Raw genomic sequence first — 16,754 nt, forward strand, 5'->3', positions numbered from 1 at the left:
CAGATCCGACAGCGCCACAAGCACCGCCGCCCAAGGCCCTATCCCGCGACAACCGCGCCCTGGTCGAGCTTGACCACCCGGTCCATCCGCGCCGCCAGCTCGAGGTTGTGCGTCGCGATCAGCGCCGCCAGCCCGGTGCCGCGCACGAGCTGCATCAGCGTGTCGAACACCGTGTCCGAGGTGACGGGGTCGAGGTTGCCCGTGGGCTCGTCGGCCAGCAGCAGCCGCGGGGAATTCGCCAGCGCCCGGCAGAAGGCCACCCGCTGCTGTTCGCCGCCCGACATGGCCGAGGGGCGGTGACCGGCGCGTTCGGCGATGCCGACCCGTCCCAGCAGCTCGTCCGCCCGGGCGACGGCCTTCGCCCGCGGCACCCCGTCGGCCAGTTGCGGCAGCACGATATTCTCGCGCGCGGTGAATTCCGGCAGCAGGTGGTGGAACTGGTAGACGAACCCCACCTCGCGCCGCCGGGCGATGGTACGGCGGCGGTCCGACAGGCCCGTCATCGCCTCGCCGCCGATCTCGACCGTGCCGCTGTCGGGCGTGTCCAGAAGCCCCGCGATATGCAGAAGCGTCGACTTGCCCGCGCCCGAGGGCGCCACCAGCGCCACCATCTCGCCCGCGGCAATCTCCAGCCCGGCCTCGCGCAGCACGCGCACCTCGCCCTTCTGGCCGGGGTTGTAGGTCTTCTCGATCGCCTTCAGGCGCAGCATCGGGTCACTCATAGCGCAGCGCCTCCACCGGGTTGAGCCGCGCGGCACGGCGGGCGGGGAAGATGGTGACGATGAAGCTGAGGCCCAGCGACAGGCCCACCGCCGACATCACGTCCCAGAATTGCAGCTTGGCGGGCAGGAAATAGATGCCGCGGCTGTCCGGCGTCCAGATCGGCTGGTCCGAGAAGGAATCGAGCAACGCGAAGATCGGGTCGATATAGATCGCGAAGAGGCACCCGAGCAGCACGCCGAAGGCCGTGCCGATCACGCCAGTAAACGCCCCGCAGATGAAGAACACCCGCAGGATCGACCCCTCGGTCAGGCCCATCGTGCGCAGGATGCCGATATCGCGCCCCTTGTTCTTGACCAGCATGATCAGGCCGCTGGTGATGTTCATCGCCGCGATCAGCACCAGCACCGACAGGATCACGAACATCACGTTATCCTCGACATCGAGCGCCCGCAGGAAGCTGCCCGAGGAATCCTTCCACGTCCAGAGATAGGCGCGCTCGCCCGCCGCCTGCCGCAGGGGGCCCGCCATCGCCTCCAGCGCCTCGGGCTCTTCCAGCATGACTTCCAGCTCGTCCGCCCGCCCCTCGCGGTTGAAGAAGCTCTGCGCCTCGCCGAAGGGCAGGTAGGCGCGGGTCTTGTCGATGTCGTAGCGCCCGGCCTCGAAGACATAGACCACCTCGTAGGCGTTGATCCGGGGCGAGGTGCCGAAGGCCGTCTTGACCCCGTTGGGCGAGATCAGCTTGACCTTGTCGCCGATCGAGACGCCCAGGTCACGGGCCAGGATGCCGCCCAGCGCGATGCCGTCCGGAAAGGCCTCGATATCGCCGTTCGAGGTTTCCTCGTTGGCGATGCGGGGGATGGTCTTGAGGTCGTCGAGCGCGATGCCGAACACCTCGACCCCGGCGTTGCGGTCGCGGGCATTGGCCATCACCTGCCCCTTGACCAGCGGCGCGACGCGGGTCACGCCCGGCACCTGCCGGACGCGCTCGGCCATGGCCTCGTAATCCTCGATCGTGCGGTCGATGCGGCCGGTCTGCTGGTCGACATCGCCGCCGCTGTAGATCGTAACATGGGCGTTGGCGCCAAGGATGGTGTCGACGAACTCCGCCCGGAAGCCCGAGCGCACGGCCAGCGTGGCGATCAGGGCGAAGACCGCCAGCGTGATGCCGATCAGGCTGATCCACGTCATCGTCGAGACGCCGCCCTCGGCCCGCCGGGCCCGCAGGTAGCGCCAGGCGATCATCCATTCGAAACGGGAAAACGGGGCTGGATTGGCTGCCACTTGGACCTCGGAATTATTTTGCGCGGACCTTGGGCATTGGGAGGGCCTGCGTCAAGCGAAAGGCGCCGCGCCTCAGCAGGAGCCGACGTTCAGCCCCTCGGACATCTTGCCGACGCGCGGGTCATAGACCGCCCGGTCGGACTCGGCATACTCGATCAGCCAGTGGCCCAGCACCACGTCGCCGTCACAGGACTTGCCCTGTTCGACCCGCAGGTAGAACACCGTCTCGCCATCGCTGCCCGACAGCACGAACCAGTCGTCCTGCCCGTCCTCGTGGGTGATCTCGGCCCCCTCGTTCACGTGGAAGGCCTTGGTCTGCTCGCGATAGGCGGCCACGCTGTCGGTGGTGTTGTAGCTGCCGTAGATGCTGATCTCGCCGCTGTCCTCGGGGCTCGCGAAGGACTGCCCGTCGCCGTTCTGCGGCGCGGGGCCCGCCACGAACCCCACCGGCAGCGTGCCGTGCACGTCGAAACGGTCGTTGTGATAGGTCAGGCTGTCGGCCAGCGCCGCCGCACCCCAGAGGAGCGCGCCTCCCGCCAGTGTCAGCCCTGCCGTCCGCATGCTCATCGTGCGCCTCACATCCACGTGTGGAACGAGCTTTTCGCCATCGGCTCGGCCCGGTCCAGGTGCGGGTGATGCGGCCCGTAGATCTCCGCCAGCCGGGCGATCGCCTGCTCGGGCGGCAACTCCTCGCTCTCGCCCGTGCGGCGGGAGGTCAGCTCCACCACCCCGTTCTTGAGGCCGCGCGGCCCCACAGTGATGCGCCACGGCAGGCCGATCAGGTCCATCGTCGCGAACTTGCCGCCCGCCCGCTCGTCGCGGTCGTCGTAAAGCGGCTCGAGCCCCAGCGCGGTGACCGCCTTGTAAAGCGCCTCGCAGGCGGCGTCGGCCGCCTCGTCGCCCTGCTTGAGGTTGACGATGCCCACGTGGAACGGCGTCACCCCCTCGGGCCAGATGATGCCCTTGTCGTCGTGGCTGGCCTCGATGATGGCGCCGACCAGCCGGCTCACGCCGATGCCGTGGCTGCCCATGTGCACCGGCACGGGCTTGCCGTCGGGGCCCTGCACGGTGGCGCACATCGGCTCGGAATACTTGGTGCCGAAATAGAAGATCTGGCCCACCTCGATCCCCCGCCCCTCGCGCCGGCGCTCTTCCGGCACGCGCTCGTGGAAGACCTTTTCCTCGTGCGTGTCGTCGGTGCGGGCATAGCGGCTGGTGAATTCCTCCAGCACCGCCTGGCACTGGCCGACATCGTTGTAGTCGATATCGCGGTCGCCGAATTTCAGGTCGGTGATCTCGCTGTCATAGAACACGCCCGACTCGCCCGTTTCGGCCAGCACGAGGAACTCGTGCGTGTCGTCGCCGCCGATCGGGCCACTGTCGGCGCGCATCGGGATCGCCTGAAGGCCCATCCGCTCGTAGGTGCGCAGGTAGCTCACCAGGTGGCGGTTATAGGCGTGCAGCGCGTCCTCTTTCGTCAGGTCGAAATTGTAGCCGTCCTTCATCAGGAACTCGCGGCCCCGCATGACGCCGAAGCGCGGGCGCACCTCGTCGCGGAATTTCCACTGGATCTGGTAGAGCGTCATCGGCAGGTCCTTGTAGCTGCCGACATGGGCGCGGAAGATATCCGTCACCAGCTCTTCCGCCGTGGGGGTATAGAGCATGTCGCGGCCGTGCCGGTCCTGCATCCGCAGCATTTCCTTGCCGTAATCGTCGTACCGCCCGCTTTCGCGCCACAGGTCGGCCGATTGCAGCACCGGCATCAGGATCGGGTTGTGCCCGGCGCGGATCTGCTCTTCATGCACGATGTTCTCGATCTTGCGCAGCACCTTGAAGCCCAGCGGCAGCCACGAGTAGATCCCGGCGGTGGCCTGCTTGATCATCCCCGCCCGCAGCATCAGCCGGTGGCTGACGATCTGTGCCTCGGCGGGGTTCTCCTTGAGAACGGGCAGGAAGTAACGGGACAGGCGCATCGGGCGGACCTCGTGATGGGTGGCGTAAAGGTGGCGTTCGGCCCCCCGTTTATGGCTTTGCCGGGGGTGAGACAAGCCATGCGGGCGTTCCGGGCCCGGTTTTCGTACCCGCCTGCCCCGTCGCGGCTGAATCGGACCGGCCGGGCGCGGTTTCTCTCACCCCGCCCTTGAAAGCGCGCCCCGCATCGGCAATGTGTAGACGGACGCTTAACCGGGGCAACCATGGCACTTCCCGTCTCGACACAGGCAAAATACTGGGGCATCGCGGCGGCGGTGTTCCTCGTGCTGATGTGGTTCCTGGGCGACGTGATCCTGCCTTTCGTGCTGGGCGGGGCGATTGCCTACCTGCTCGACCCGATCGCCGACCGATTCGAGCGGATGGGCTGTTCGCGCGCCGTCTCGGTCATGCTGATCACGCTGGTGGCGGTGATGATCTTCGTCATTCTAGCGCTCCTGGTAATCCCGACGCTGGTGAACCAGACCGTCACCCTGTTCGAGACGGTGCCGCGCGTCTTTGCCGAGCTGCAGATGTTCCTGACCAACCAGTTCCCGGCGCTGGTCGATGAGGACTCGACCCTGCGCCAGTCGCTGACCGCCCTGGGCGAGACGATCCGCGACCGCGGCGGCCAGATCGTGGAATCGATCATCACCTCGGCCGCCTCGCTGATCAACGTGGTGGTGCTGCTGGTGATCGTGCCGGTGGTGGCGGTCTACCTGCTTTACGACTGGGATCGCATGGTCGCCGAGATCGACGCCCTGCTGCCGCGCGACCACGCCCCGGTGATCCGCCGCCTCGCGCGGGAAATCGACACGGCGCTGGCCAGCTTCATCCGCGGCATGGGCACGGTCTGCCTGATCCTCGGCACGTATTACGCCGTGGCGCTTATGGCGGTGGGGCTGCAATTCGGCCTCGTGGTGGGGGCCATCGCCGGGCTCATCACCTTCATTCCCTACGTGGGCGCGCTGGTGGGCGGTGTGCTGGCCATCGGGCTCGCGCTGTTCCAGTTCTGGGGCGACTGGGTCTCGATCGGACTGGTCGTTGGCATCTTCGTGCTGGGCCAGGTGATCGAGGGCAACATCCTGACGCCCAAACTGGTCGGCAATTCCGTGGGCCTGCACCCGGTCTGGCTGATCTTCGCGCTGTCGGTCTTCGGCGCGCTTTTCGGTTTCGTCGGCATGCTGGTCGCGGTGCCGGTGGCGGCGGCGCTGGGGGTGCTGGCGCGGTTCGGGCTGCAGCATTACAAGGACAGCCCGCTCTACCGTGGCCAGGCCGAGGACGACTTCCGGTAATGGCCCGGCAGCTCAGCTTCGATCTGCCGGTGCGCACCGCGCTCGGGCGCGACGACTTCTTCGTATCGTCGGCCAACGCCACCGCCGTGGCGATGATCGAGGGCTGGCACACCTGGCCCGCCCGCAAGCTGGTGCTGGTGGGGCCGCGCGGGGCCGGCAAGACCCACCTCGCCCATGTCTGGGCAGCCCAGAGTGGCGCGCGGATAATCCCGGCGCGCGAGGTGGCCGGGGCCGACATCCCGGCACTGGCCGAGGGCCCGGTGGCGATCGAGGATTGCGACGCCATCGCCGGCGACCGCGCGGCCGAGGACGCGCTCTTCCACCTCCACAACCTCGCGCTGGCCGAGGGGCAATCGCTGCTCTTCACCGCCGCCGCCGCGCCGAACCACTGGCCGCTCGCCCTGCCCGACCTCGCCAGCCGGATGCAGGGCACGCCCACGGTCCAGATCGCGCCGCCGGACGATGAATTGCTGATGGCGGTGATGATGAAACTCTTCGCCGATCGCCAGCTTTCGCCCGCGCCGCCGACCCTGCCCTTCCTGATCAAGCGCATCGACCGTTCCTTCGATGCCGCAAGAAACATCGTCGAGCGCCTCGATGCCGCCGCGCTCGAGCAGCGCCGGCCGATCAACACCGGTCTTGCCCGCGACCTGCTGGACAATAACGGCGCGTGAAGGCAGACTCCGTCACCTTCCCGTCACGAAAATCGCGCAAGAAACAGAGCAGTATGCACAAGGCTGATTTTCTCAAATCCCCCATGCCCGCCCCGGTCGAGCTGCCCGACCTCGATATCGAGGGGCCGGGCCGGTTCTTCAACCGTGAGCTGAGCTGGCTGGGCTTCAACTGGCGCGTGCTGGAAGAGGCGCAGAACCCGCGCGTCCCGCTGCTGGAGCGGCTGCGCTTCCTGTCGATCTCGGCCAACAACCTCGACGAGTTCTACAATGTTCGCGTCGCCGGCCTGCGCGAGCTGGCGCGCGAGGGGCGCTCGAACCCCGGCGCCGACGGGCTGACGCCGGCCGAACAGCTTGTCCTGATCGACGAGAATGCCCGCCGCCTGCTGGCCAGCCAGCAGACCACGCTGGGCGGGCTGCGCGCCGAGATGGAGGCGCAGAACATCCTGATCCTCGATCGCGACAGCCTGTCGGAAAGCGACCGCGACTACCTGTCCGACGCCTTCCTCAACAAGGTCTTCCCGGTGCTCTCGCCGCTGGCGATCGACCCGGCGCACCCCTTCCCCTTCATTCCCAACCTGGGCTTCTGCCTTGCCCTGCAGCTGGAACGGAAATCCGACCGGCGCGCGCTTCAGGCGCTGCTGCCCATCCCGCAGCAGATCGACCGCTTCACCTTCCTGCCCGCGCCCGAGGGCACGCATCGTGCCCTGCCGCTGGAAGAACTGCTGCTGTTGCATCTCCACAGCCTCTTCCCCGGCTACCGCTGCAAGGATCACTGCGCCTTCCGCGTCCTGCGCGACAGCGACCTTGAGGTCGAGGAGGAGGCCGAGGATCTCGTCCGCGAATTCGAGGTGGCGCTGAAACGCCGCCGGCGGGGCGAGGTGGTGCGGATGAACATCTCGGCCAACGCCCCCGACGCCCTGCGCGCCACCATCATGCGCGAATTGCACGTGAACCCCGACGAGGTGGTCGAGGTCGACGGCATGATCGGCCTCGCCGATCTCAAGGAACTGGTCATCGACAGCCGGCGCGACCTGCTTTGGCCCGCCTTCACCCCCCGCGTGCCCGAACGGGTGCAGGACCATGACGGCGACATGTTCGCCGCCATCCGCCAGAAGGACATGCTGCTGCACCACCCCTACGAGACCTTCGACATGGTGGTCCGTTTCCTGGCCCAGGCCGCGCGCGATCCCGACGTGGTGGCGATCAAGCAGACGCTCTACCGGACGTCGAAGAACTCCCCCATCGTCGAGGCGTTGTGCGAGGCGGCGGAAGACGGCAAGTCGGTCACCGCGCTGGTGGAACTCAAGGCGCGGTTCGACGAGGCCGCCAATATCCGCCAGTCCCGCCGGCTGGAACGCGCCGGCGCGCACGTGGTCTATGGCTTCATTGACTGGAAGACCCACGCCAAGATTTCCACCGTGGTCCGGCGCGAGGGCGACAACCTCGTCACCTATACCCATTACGGCACCGGCAACTACCACCCGATCACCGCCAAGATCTACACCGACCTCAGCTTTTTCACCTGCGATGCCAAGCTGGGGCGGGATGCCACCAAGGTGTTCAACTACCTCTCGGGCTATGCCCTGCCCGAGACGCTGGAAAACCTGTCGATCTCGCCCCACGAGATGAAGAACGACCTGATCCGCATGATCGACGCCGAGATCGCCCATGCCCGGGCGGGCCGGCCGGCGGAAATCTGGGCCAAGCTGAACTCGCTGATCGAACCCGACGTGATCGACGCGCTTTACCGGGCCAGCGCCGCCGGCGTGAAGATCAGCCTCGTCGTGCGCGGCATCTGCGGCATCCGGCCCGGCGTGAAGGGGCTGTCGGACAATATCCGCGTGAAATCCATCGTCGGCCGGTTCCTCGAACATTCCCGCATCGTCTGTTACGGCAACGGCGCCGGGCTGCCGTCGAAGAACGCCCGCGTCTTCATCAGCTCGGCCGACTGGATGGGCCGCAACCTCAACCGCCGGGTCGAAACGCTGGTCGAGATCGAGAACGCCACCGTCAAGGCCCAGATCGTCAGCCAGATCATGGCCGCCAACATGGCCGATATCGCCCAAAGCTGGACGATGGCGCCCGACGGCGCCTTCACCCGCGCGGAATGGCCCGAGGGCGAGTTCGCCTTCAACTGCCACCGATTCTTCATGGAAAACCCGTCTCTGTCGGGCCGCGGCTCGGCCGGGGCGGCGGATGTTCCGAAATTGACACATACGGGCGATTGACCACCTCCGCCCCCTGACGCATATGTTGGGCATGACCAACCGAGGGCCAGATGGACGGCACGAACGATCCCGCTGAAACCGATTGGGGCCCATTCGGGCGACCGCTTTTCGACGAGGCCTCGGCCCGGGGGCTGAGCCGGGTGGGCGTGGTCGATATCGGCTCGAACTCCGTCCGGCTGGTGGTGTTCGACGGCGCGGCCCGCAGCCCGGCCTATTTCTTCAACGAAAAGATCATGTGCGCGCTGGGGGCCGGCATGTCCGAAACCGGGCGGCTCAACCCCGAGGGGCGCGCCCGCGCGCTCGCCGCCATGCGCCGGTTCAAGCACCTGGGCGACGGGATCGGCACCGACGGGCTGACCGCCGTCGCCACCGCCGCCGTGCGCGAGGCCGAGGACGGCGCCGAATTCTGCGAGGAGGTCGAGCGCGAGACCGGCATCCACATCCACGTCATCGACGGCAAGGAGGAGGCACGGCTCTCGGCGCAAGGGGTGCTGCTGGGCTGGCCCGGCTCCTACGGCCTCGTCTGCGATATCGGTGGCTCGTCGATGGAGCTGGCCGAGATCAACGGCGGCCGCGTCGGCCGGCGGCTCAGCTCGTCGCTGGGCCCGCTCAAGCTGCGCGACATCAAGGGCGGCAAGAAGGCCCGCAAGGCGCTGATCCGCGACCGCATCTCGTCGATGCAGGATGACCTCGGCGAGCAGAAGAACCGCCTGTTCCTCGTCGGCGGCTCGTGGCGGGCCATCGCCAAGATCGACATGGAGCGCCGCGGCTACCCGCTGCACGTGCTGCACGAATACCGGATGACGGCCAAGGCGGTGCGCGAAACCGCCAAGTATATCGAGAAATCCGACCCCGAAGACCTGCGCAACCGCGCCGGTGTCTCGTCAAGCCGGATGGCGCTGGTGCCGATCGCGTCGGAAGTGCTGCGCGAGGTGGTCAAGACCTTCAAGCCCCGCGACATCGCCATTTCCAGCTACGGCATCCGCGAGGGGCTGCTCTACGAACAGATGCCCCAGCGCCTGCGCGACCGCGACCCGCTGATCGAGGCCTGCGCCTTCGCCGAATCGCGCGATGCCCGCGTGCCGGGCTATGGCACGGTGGTCTACAAGTTCATCGAGCCGCTGTTCAAATCCGTCCGGCCGGAGCGGCGGCGGATCATCAAGGCCGCCTGCCTGCTGCATGACGTCAGCTGGCGCGCCCACCCCGATTACCGCGCCGAGGATTGTTTCGACAACGCCACACGCGCCAACCTTGGCGGGCTCAAGCATTCCGAACGGGTGTTCCTCGGCCTGGCTCTGCTGCACCGCTATTCCAACCGGCGCGAGGGCACGCGCTTCCAGGACCTCAACACGCTGGTCTCCGAAGACGACCAGGTTCAGGCCGAGGTGCTGGGCAAGGCCATGCGCTTTGCCGCGATGCTCTGGCTCAAACGCGACGCGCGGCTGGGTGAACTGCGCTGGTTCCCCAAGAAGAAACGCCTCGACCTGCGCCTCTCGCCCGAGGCGGCGCCGCTTTTCGGCGAGGTGGCCGAGGCCCGCTTCCGCTCGCTGGCGGAAACCCTGCAGGCGGAAGCGACGATCAAGATGGGGCAGTAGGTCGGTTGACCTACATGGAGCCGGGCAGGGTCTTCCTCGCGACCGAAATCAGATCTCGATCTCTTCCCCCGGCTCGATATCCAGCTCCGGATCGCCCGGCGTCTCGGGCTCCAGCGGGATCTTCCGGCGTATGATGATATCGCCGTTGGGCAGCATCTCGGGCATGTGGTAATTGCTCAGGTCGTCGACCTTGCCCAGCAGGTCGGCAAAGGCCGGCCCCATCTCCTGCGCGAAGTCGCGCAAGGCCGGCTCGATCTCTCCCGCCATGCCCTCCAGGTCGCGCAGCGCCGGCTCCATCTCCCGCAGGATACCCTCCAGGAACATCCGCGCCCCCTCTTCCATCAGCGAGCGCTCGGTCCCGGGCTCTTCCGGCTCGGCCTCGGTGTCCTGGGCCAGCACGGGCGGGCTCAGGCACAGGGCCAGCGTGGTGATCAGGGCCAGACGTGTCATGCCCCCGATATAGGAAGCCCGGATGTCGGTTTTAAGACGTGCCTCACCCGACCCCCTCGGTCTCGATCTTCATTTCGTTGCCGCAATGCTTGCAGTGGATCGCATCGCTGTCATGCCGCATGAGCCCGCATTGCTCGCATTTCTGCCGTACCTTGGCGGGCGAGAAGATGGCGCTGGCCAGCCGCAGGAACAGCCCCACCCCCACCAGCATGATCACCACCGCCAGAAGCCGGCCATATGTCGTGGTCATGGCGATATCGCCGAACCCCGTCGTGGTCAGCGTCGCCACGGTGAAGTAAAGCGCGTCGACATAGCTCTCCAGCCCCGGCTCCTGCGCCCGCATCACGTAGACCAGCGCGGTCATCGCGAAGATGAAGACCAGCAGGTTCACCGCCGAAACCACCGTATCCTCGTGCCGGCGGAAGAACCGCCAGTCGCGGCGCAGGTCGCGCAGCAGGTGATAGGAATGCACCAGCCTGAGCGCCCGCAGAAGCCGCAGCATCATCAGCCCCTGCCCGATGAACGGCGCCGCCATCAGCGACAGGATCACCACGATGTCGACCATCACGTAGAACTGCCGAATGTGCCGCCAGCGGTTGGGCGCGATCCAGACACGCGCCAGCAAGTCCAGCAGGATCAGCAGCGCGATCACCCCGTCGGCAATCAGAAGCCACGGCGACAGCTCCAGCATGGCGGTCGCAAGGAAGAACACGATCGACACCGCGTCGAAGGCCAGCAGCCAGTAGCGGAACCGCGTGGCCCGCGTATCGCGGCCCTCGTAAAGCAGGCGAACCCTGTCCTTCAGCGTCATGCGGGCCCCCTCACAGCTCGATATCCATGGTCACCGGGAAATGATCCGACGCGGTAAGCAGCGCGTCGCGCAATTCCGGCACCCGCCAACAGCCCGGATCCTCGAACGGGTGCCAGATGCGCCAGCGCGGCTTCTTCTTCCGGAGGCCCGGCGAGACCATGATGTAATCGAGCAGCGCCTGAAGATAGCGCTGCTCCGACTGGATATAGAACCGCGCCGTCGTGTTCATCGCCCCGATCCTGCGGGTCAGCGCGCGGCGCGCGTGCGGGTCGTAAAGCCGGTGTTCGGTATCGGCCCCCTCGCCCATGATGATCTCGATCGACGAACGCCCGAACAGATCCTCGTACTCGTCAAGCCCCGGCCCGTCATTCAGGTCCCCCATCAGGATCAGCTCCTCGCCCGCCTCCAGGTGCTGCGCGATCCGCTGGCGCAGCCACACCGCCTGCGCCTGCTGCTTGCGGCGATTGGAAATCGCCATGCGCATCACCTCGTCGCGATTGGTCGCCCCGTGCGGCGCCTTCGACTTGAGATGCGCCCCGATCATCCGAAAGCTGGCCCCCGTGGGCGTCTCGGCGGCAATCTCGAAGGGCGGCTTGGAAAACACCACCAGGTCCTCGGTCGCGTCGATATCGAGGTCGATCCGGAACACCCCGTCGAACCGCGGCGCCTCGCGCGCGCCTTTCTGGCCGGTGGGCTCGCCCTTCGGATCGTGCCGGCAGGACAGCCTGTCGGGGTCGAACAGCAGCGCGATCTCCTGCTGGGTGTCGTTGTGAAACCCGATCAGCGCCTTGCGCGCCCGCAGCCCCACCGCCGCCGCGAACCCTTCCAGCGCCGTCACCGTCGACCGCCGGCTGTTGTGGTCGGGCGCCTCGATCACCATCACCGCATCGGCATCGAGCGCGCTGAACACGACCCCCAGCGCCGCCAGCTGGTCGCGCCGCGTCACGTCGTGCCGGCCCGACCACTCGCCATCGTCGAAGGCTGTGCCGGCATCATCGAAAAGCGCGTTGAACCATTCCACGTTGTAGGTGGCAAAGCGCATCTCAGACCCTTTCGGAAATCTCTTCCCACGCGCGGTTGATGTCGATGATCCGCTTCTCGGCCAGCTTCACCGCTTCCTCCGGTACGCCGCGGGCCAGCATCCGGTCGGGGTGGCTCTCGCGCACCTGCCGGCGCCAGGCGGCGCGGATCTGGTCCATCGGCATATCCGGGCTCACGCCCAGGATGGAATAGGGGTCGGGCTTGGCGTCGGGCACGAATCGGCACTTCAAGGCGTTGAATTCATGCGGTTTCAGCCCGAACAGCTCGGCCACCCGTTCCAGGAACTGGTCCTCGTTCGGGTGATAGACCCCATCCGCCACGGCGATGTGGAACAGCCCCTCCATCAGGTCGCTCAGCGTGTCGGTATCCTCGCCGAACATCCGCCTTATGCGCTCGGCATATTCCTCGAAGCCCGCCACGTCCTGCCGGGCCAGGTTGAAGACCTTCGCCGCCCCCGCCTCGTCGGCCTGGGCGATCTGGAACACCTCGCGGAACGCCGTCACCTCGTCGCGCGTCACCAGCCCGTCGGCCTTGGCCATCTTGGCACCCAGCGCGATCACGGCAATGGCAAAGGCGACGCTGCGTTCGGGCGGCGTGCGCAGGCGGTCGAAGACCTGGCTCAGCGGCTCGCCATTGGCCAGCGCCGACAGGGCCTCGGATATGCGGTTCCAGATCGACATGGGCGTGACCCTACCGGCTTCCGCGCGGGATGTCAGCGTCAACCGCCGCCGGGGCCAAGGATTTTCTGCATCAGCACAAGATCCATCCAGCGGCCGAACTTGGCGCCAACCTGCGGCATCCGGCCCACGGTTTCAAAGCCGATGGCCTTGTGAAAGGCAATCCCCGCCGCGTTCTCGCCGCTGACCCCCGCCACCAGCACGTGACAGCCCCTCTCTCCCAGCGCCTCCTCCAGCCGATCCATCAGCGCCCGGCCCATCCCCCGCCCCCGCGCCTCCGGCGCAAGCTGCACGGTATGCTCCATCGTATGCCGATACCCCGGCCCGCCGCGGAAGGGAAACGCCGTGGCAAAGCCCTGCACCGCGCCGTCTTCCTCGGCCACGAAAAACGCGCCCGGCCGCGCCGCGATATCGGCGGCCAGCCCGGCTTCGGTCTTCTCCTCGGTGGTGAAGGTGACGGCGGTCTCGCGGATATAGGGGTTCCAGATCCCGGCGATGGCGCCCGCATCCTCCGGCACGGCGGCGCGCACGCTCATTCCAGCACGCGCAGCCCGTGCGGCGTGTCGATCTCGTAGCGCATCGCCTGCTCGCCGGGCTCGATCACCACGCGCTCATCCTCCAGCCGGTCCTTCAGCGCCGCCTGCAGCGCCACGGCCTCCGGATGCGCGATCACCAGCCGCCGGAGCGCACAGCCCGAGGGTGCCAGCCGTGCCGCCGGATGGGCCGAGCCCTCCCACTGGATCACCGCCGGGAAGGCATTGTCGAAGGGCAGCACCCCGTCCTCCGGCACCGCCATCCGCCAGCGCAGGTCGCCCCGCTCCAGCGCCACGGGAACGCCCGCCCCGGGGATATCGGCCACCACCCCGTCCAGGTCATCCGTCCGGCAGATCCAGATCCGCGGCCGCGGCCGCCCCTCGAACCGGTCGAGGTCGAACCACCGGGGATAGGACAACGCCCCTGCCCCCGGATCGACCGCGATCACCTCGAGGTAAAGCCCCTCCTCCATCCCCAGAAGCAAGTTGTGGGTGCCGAACTTCACATGCTGCCCGCCCGGCTGCAGGCCCACGCCCAGCGCGTGCTCCACCGCCTCGCGGCCCTCGTCCAGCGTCTCGGCCGCCACGGCCAGGTGATCCAGTTCCAGCATTTTGCCCCGCGCTCGTTACCACGTCGCGGCCACCATAGGCACCGCGCCCACCGCTTGGCAATCGCTCAGACCACCACCCGCCACAACGCCCAGAACGCCACCAGAACCGTGGGGTAGAACGTCGCCGCGAAACCGAAGGCGCGCAGCGGCGGCGCCACGTGATAACCGGCCCAGAAGGCCAGCCTTGCCACCGCGAACGCCACCCCCAGCACGAGGATCACGCCCGGCCCCTCGGGACCAAGCAGCACCGCCGCCGCGGGCCACACGGCCATGGCCAGCACGAGCTGCTCGGTGGTGTTGACCAGCACCCGCCGGTCGATCTCCGCCGCGCCGGCCAGCGCGCCGCCATCGACGATGGCCTCATCGAAGAACCGCCGCTGCGCCAGCCGCCCGACCATGGCGATCATCACCAGCCCCGGCGCGAAGAACGCGGTCATGATCGTCGGCATCAGCGCAAAGACCGGCAGTTCCACGAACACCGCCGCCCCCACGAGCACCGCCATGGCCCAGGCCACGCCGGCCGCCATGCCCACCGCAATCTTCCGCCTCTTCTCCATCACCCCGCCCTTCTTCTGGCCCAAAATATCCCGGGGGAGACGTTGAATTTCCTCCGGAAATTCAACGTCGGGGGCAGCGCCCCCTTATCCTACCCCCGCGCCTCGCGAATGAGCTTCAGGATATCCTGCGCCGCCGCGGGAATGTTCGTCCCCGGCCCGAAGATCGCCTTCACCCCGGCCTCCTTCAGGAACTCGTAATCCTGCTGAGGGATCACCCCGCCGCAGATCACGATGATATCGCCCGCATCCTTCTCGCGCAGCGCCTCGATCAGCTGCGGCGCCAGCGTCCGGTGCCCCGCCGCCTGAGAGGAAATCCCCACGACATGCACGTCATTGTCGATGGCGTCCTGCGCCGCCTCGTTCGGCGTCTGGAAAAGCGGGCCGACGTCCACGTCGAAGCCGATATCGGCGAATGCCGTGGCGATCACCTTGGCGCCGCGGTCATGCCCGTCCTGCCCCATCTTCACCACCAGCATCCGCGGCCGGCGACCCTCCTCCTCGGCGAACTCCTCCACTGATTTCTGGATCGCGGCAAAGCCGTCGTCGCCCTCGTAGGCCGCGCCATAGACGCCGGCCAGCGTCTTCACCTCGGCCCTGTGCCGGCCGAATACCTTTTCCATGCTCATGCTGATCTCTCCGACAGTGGCGCGGGCCCGGGCGGCCTCGACCGCCCCTTCCAGCAGGTTGCCGCCCTCTTTCGCGCGGCGTTCCAGTTCTTCCAGCGCCTTGGTACAGGCCGCCTCGTCGCGGTTGGCGCGGATCCGTTCAAGCGCGGCGATCTGCGAGCGGCGCACCTCGTTGTTGTCGATCGACAGGATATCGATCGGGTCTTCCTTGTCCTTGCGGTACTTGTTGACGCCCACGATCACCTCGTCGCCCCGGTCGATCATCGCCTGCCGGGTGGCGGCGGTCTCCTCGATGCGCAGCTTGGGCATGCCGCTGGCCACCGCCTTGGTCATGCCGCCCATCTCCTCGACCTCCTCCATCAGCGCCCAGGCCTTCTCGGCCAGGTCATGGGTCAGCTTTTCGACGTAATAGGAGCCCGCCAGCGGGTCGACCACGTTGGTGACGCCCGTCTCTTCCTGCAGGATCAGCTGGGTGTTCCTTGCGATCCGGGCGCTGAAATCCGTGGGTAGCGCAATCGCCTCATCGAGCGCGTTGGTATGCAGCGACTGCGTCCCGCCCAGCACGGCGCTCATCGCCTCGTAGGCGGTGCGCACGACGTTGTTGTAGGGGTCCTGCTCCTGCAGCGACACACCGGACGTCTGGCAATGGGTCCGCAGCATCATCGACCGCGGGTTCTTCGGTTCGAACTCGCTCATCACCCGGTGCCAGAGCAGCCGAGCCGCCCGCAGCTTCGCCGCCTCCATGAAGAAATTCATGCCGATCGCAAAGAAGAAGCTCAGGCGGCCTGCGAACTTGTCCACGTCCATCCCCCGGTGGATCGCTGCGCGGACGTATTCCCTCCCGTCGGCCAGGGTGAAGGCCAGCTCCTGCACCAGGTTCGCGCCCGCCTCCTGCATGTGGTAGCCCGAGATCGAGATCGAGTTGAAGCGCGGCATCTCCCACGCGGTGTACTCGATGATGTCGGCCACGATCCGCATCGACGGCTCGGGCGGGTAGACATAGGTGTTGCGCACCATGAATTCCTTGAGGATGTCGTTCTGGATCGTCCCCGACAGGACCGACTTGTCGTGCCCCTGCTCCTCGCCCGCGACGATGAAGCTGGCCAGGACCGGGATCACCGCGCCGTTCATCGTCATGCTCACCGACACCTGGTCGAGCGGGATGCCGTCGAACAGGATTTTCATGTCCTCGACGCTGTCGATCGCCACGCCCGCCTTGCCCACGTCGCCCACCACGCGCGGGTGATCGCTGTCATAACCGCGGTGGGTGGCCAGGTCGAAGGCCACGCTGACCCCCTGCTGCCCGGCAGCGAGGTTCCGGCGGTAGAAGGCGTTCGATTCCTCCGCCGTCGAGAAGCCGGCATATTGCCGGATGGTCCAGGGCCGGCCCGCGTACATCGTGGCCTTCACGCCCCGCGTGAAGGGCGCCGCCCCGGGGATCGAGCCCAGGTGATCCAGCCCCTCGACATCCTCCTCGATGTAGACCGGGCTCACGTCGATGCCTTCCAGCGTCTTCCACGTCAGGTCATCCAGCGTGCGGTTCTTCAGTTCCTTCTCGGCGATCTCGCGCCAGTCGTCTTTCTTCGATGCCATTGCCTTGTCCTCTTCTCGTCCGGCCGGTGGCAGGGTCGCCCCCGCGCTCACCGGTCCCTGATTTCCGATCCCTGCCGCCCCGCGCGAACGC

Annotated in this window: 16 protein-coding genes; 4 read left to right on the top strand and 12 right to left on the bottom strand. The window is 67.2% G+C overall.

The annotated features are described in order from the left end of the window. Positions 1 to 38: 38 nt before the first annotated feature. The 4 genes from ACO07J_RS12780 to proS all read right to left on the bottom strand — a co-directional run bounded on the left by ACO07J_RS12780 (position 39) and on the right by proS (position 3,977). Positions 39 to 722 (bottom strand): ABC transporter ATP-binding protein, encoded by a 684-nt coding sequence (locus ACO07J_RS12780; RefSeq protein ID WP_422029420.1) that lies wholly within the window; start codon positions 720 to 722, stop codon positions 39 to 41. Next, the gene (locus ACO07J_RS12785) at positions 715 to 2,004 is read right to left on the bottom strand and encodes a lipoprotein-releasing ABC transporter permease subunit (RefSeq protein ID WP_422029422.1); all 1,290 of its coding nucleotides are present in this window, start codon (positions 2,002 to 2,004) and stop codon (positions 715 to 717) included. The genes ACO07J_RS12780 and ACO07J_RS12785 overlap by 8 nt, the downstream gene beginning before the upstream one ends. Positions 2,005 to 2,076: 72 nt before the next feature. Next, positions 2,077 to 2,571: a hypothetical protein gene (locus ACO07J_RS12790; protein ID WP_422029424.1), complete on the bottom strand. Its 495-nt coding sequence runs from the start codon at positions 2,569 to 2,571 to the stop codon at positions 2,077 to 2,079. Positions 2,572 to 2,579: 8 nt separating this feature from the next. After that, the gene (gene proS / locus ACO07J_RS12795) at positions 2,580 to 3,977 is read right to left on the bottom strand and encodes a proline--tRNA ligase (protein ID WP_422029426.1); all 1,398 of its coding nucleotides are present in this window, start codon (positions 3,975 to 3,977) and stop codon (positions 2,580 to 2,582) included. Between the two features lie 222 nt (positions 3,978 to 4,199). On the opposite strand from proS, the gene ACO07J_RS12800 reads away from it, so the two are divergent. The 4 genes from ACO07J_RS12800 to ACO07J_RS12815 are packed head-to-tail and all read left to right on the top strand — an operon-like array spanning position 4,200 to position 9,764. Continuing rightward, entirely contained in the window at positions 4,200 to 5,267 is a 1,068-nt protein-coding gene (locus ACO07J_RS12800) for an AI-2E family transporter (protein WP_422029428.1), read from the top strand. Continuing rightward, a complete protein-coding gene (locus ACO07J_RS12805; protein ID WP_422029430.1) occupies positions 5,267 to 5,941 on the top strand; it encodes a chromosomal replication initiator DnaA in 675 nt (224 codons plus the stop codon). Before ACO07J_RS12800 ends, ACO07J_RS12805 begins: the two co-directional genes overlap by 1 nt. Before the next feature lie 53 nt (positions 5,942 to 5,994). Next, positions 5,995 to 8,169 carry an RNA degradosome polyphosphate kinase gene (locus tag ACO07J_RS12810; protein ID WP_422029432.1) on the top strand — a complete coding sequence of 725 codons (2,175 nt, stop codon included), beginning with the start codon at positions 5,995 to 5,997 and terminating at the stop codon, positions 8,167 to 8,169. Positions 8,170 to 8,219: 50 nt separating this feature from the next. Continuing rightward, positions 8,220 to 9,764: a Ppx/GppA family phosphatase gene (locus ACO07J_RS12815; protein WP_422029434.1), complete on the top strand. Its 1,545-nt coding sequence runs from the start codon at positions 8,220 to 8,222 to the stop codon at positions 9,762 to 9,764. A gap of 48 nt (positions 9,765 to 9,812) precedes the next feature. Here the strand turns inward: ACO07J_RS12815 and ACO07J_RS12820 are convergent, their stop codons facing one another. From ACO07J_RS12820 to scpA, 8 genes are all read right to left on the bottom strand, one after another. Beyond that, positions 9,813 to 10,214, bottom strand: coding sequence for a hypothetical protein (locus ACO07J_RS12820; RefSeq protein WP_422029436.1), 402 nt, complete (start codon positions 10,212 to 10,214; stop codon positions 9,813 to 9,815). A gap of 43 nt (positions 10,215 to 10,257) precedes the next feature. Then, positions 10,258 to 11,025, bottom strand: coding sequence for a potassium channel family protein (locus ACO07J_RS12825; RefSeq protein ID WP_422029438.1), 768 nt, complete (start codon positions 11,023 to 11,025; stop codon positions 10,258 to 10,260). A 10-nt stretch (positions 11,026 to 11,035) separates the two neighbouring features. Further along, positions 11,036 to 12,067: an endonuclease/exonuclease/phosphatase family protein gene (locus tag ACO07J_RS12830; RefSeq protein ID WP_422029440.1), complete on the bottom strand. Its 1,032-nt coding sequence runs from the start codon at positions 12,065 to 12,067 to the stop codon at positions 11,036 to 11,038. Position 12,068: 1 nt separating this feature from the next. Continuing rightward, positions 12,069 to 12,746 carry a TerB family tellurite resistance protein gene (locus ACO07J_RS12835; protein ID WP_422029442.1) on the bottom strand — a complete coding sequence of 226 codons (678 nt, stop codon included), beginning with the start codon at positions 12,744 to 12,746 and terminating at the stop codon, positions 12,069 to 12,071. A 38-nt stretch (positions 12,747 to 12,784) separates the two neighbouring features. Further along, on the bottom strand, positions 12,785 to 13,279 hold the full coding sequence (locus ACO07J_RS12840; RefSeq protein WP_422029444.1) for a GNAT family N-acetyltransferase: 495 nt from the start codon (positions 13,277 to 13,279) through the stop codon (positions 12,785 to 12,787). Next, positions 13,276 to 13,887, bottom strand: a complete 612-nt coding sequence (locus ACO07J_RS12845; RefSeq protein ID WP_422029446.1) for a VOC family protein — start codon at positions 13,885 to 13,887, stop codon at positions 13,276 to 13,278. The genes ACO07J_RS12840 and ACO07J_RS12845 overlap by 4 nt, the downstream gene beginning before the upstream one ends. A gap of 65 nt (positions 13,888 to 13,952) precedes the next feature. Then, complete coding sequence (locus tag ACO07J_RS12850) at positions 13,953 to 14,444, bottom strand: MAPEG family protein (RefSeq protein WP_422029448.1); 492 nt, start codon at positions 14,442 to 14,444, stop codon at positions 13,953 to 13,955. An 89-nt stretch (positions 14,445 to 14,533) separates the two neighbouring features. Continuing rightward, positions 14,534 to 16,663: a methylmalonyl-CoA mutase gene (scpA, locus tag ACO07J_RS12855; protein ID WP_422029450.1), complete on the bottom strand. Its 2,130-nt coding sequence runs from the start codon at positions 16,661 to 16,663 to the stop codon at positions 14,534 to 14,536. Between the last annotated feature and the right edge of the window lie 91 nt (positions 16,664 to 16,754).

The sequence above is a fragment of the Roseovarius sp. genome, from assembly GCF_965228755.1.
Taxonomy (GTDB): Bacteria; Pseudomonadota; Alphaproteobacteria; order Rhodobacterales; family Rhodobacteraceae; genus Roseovarius.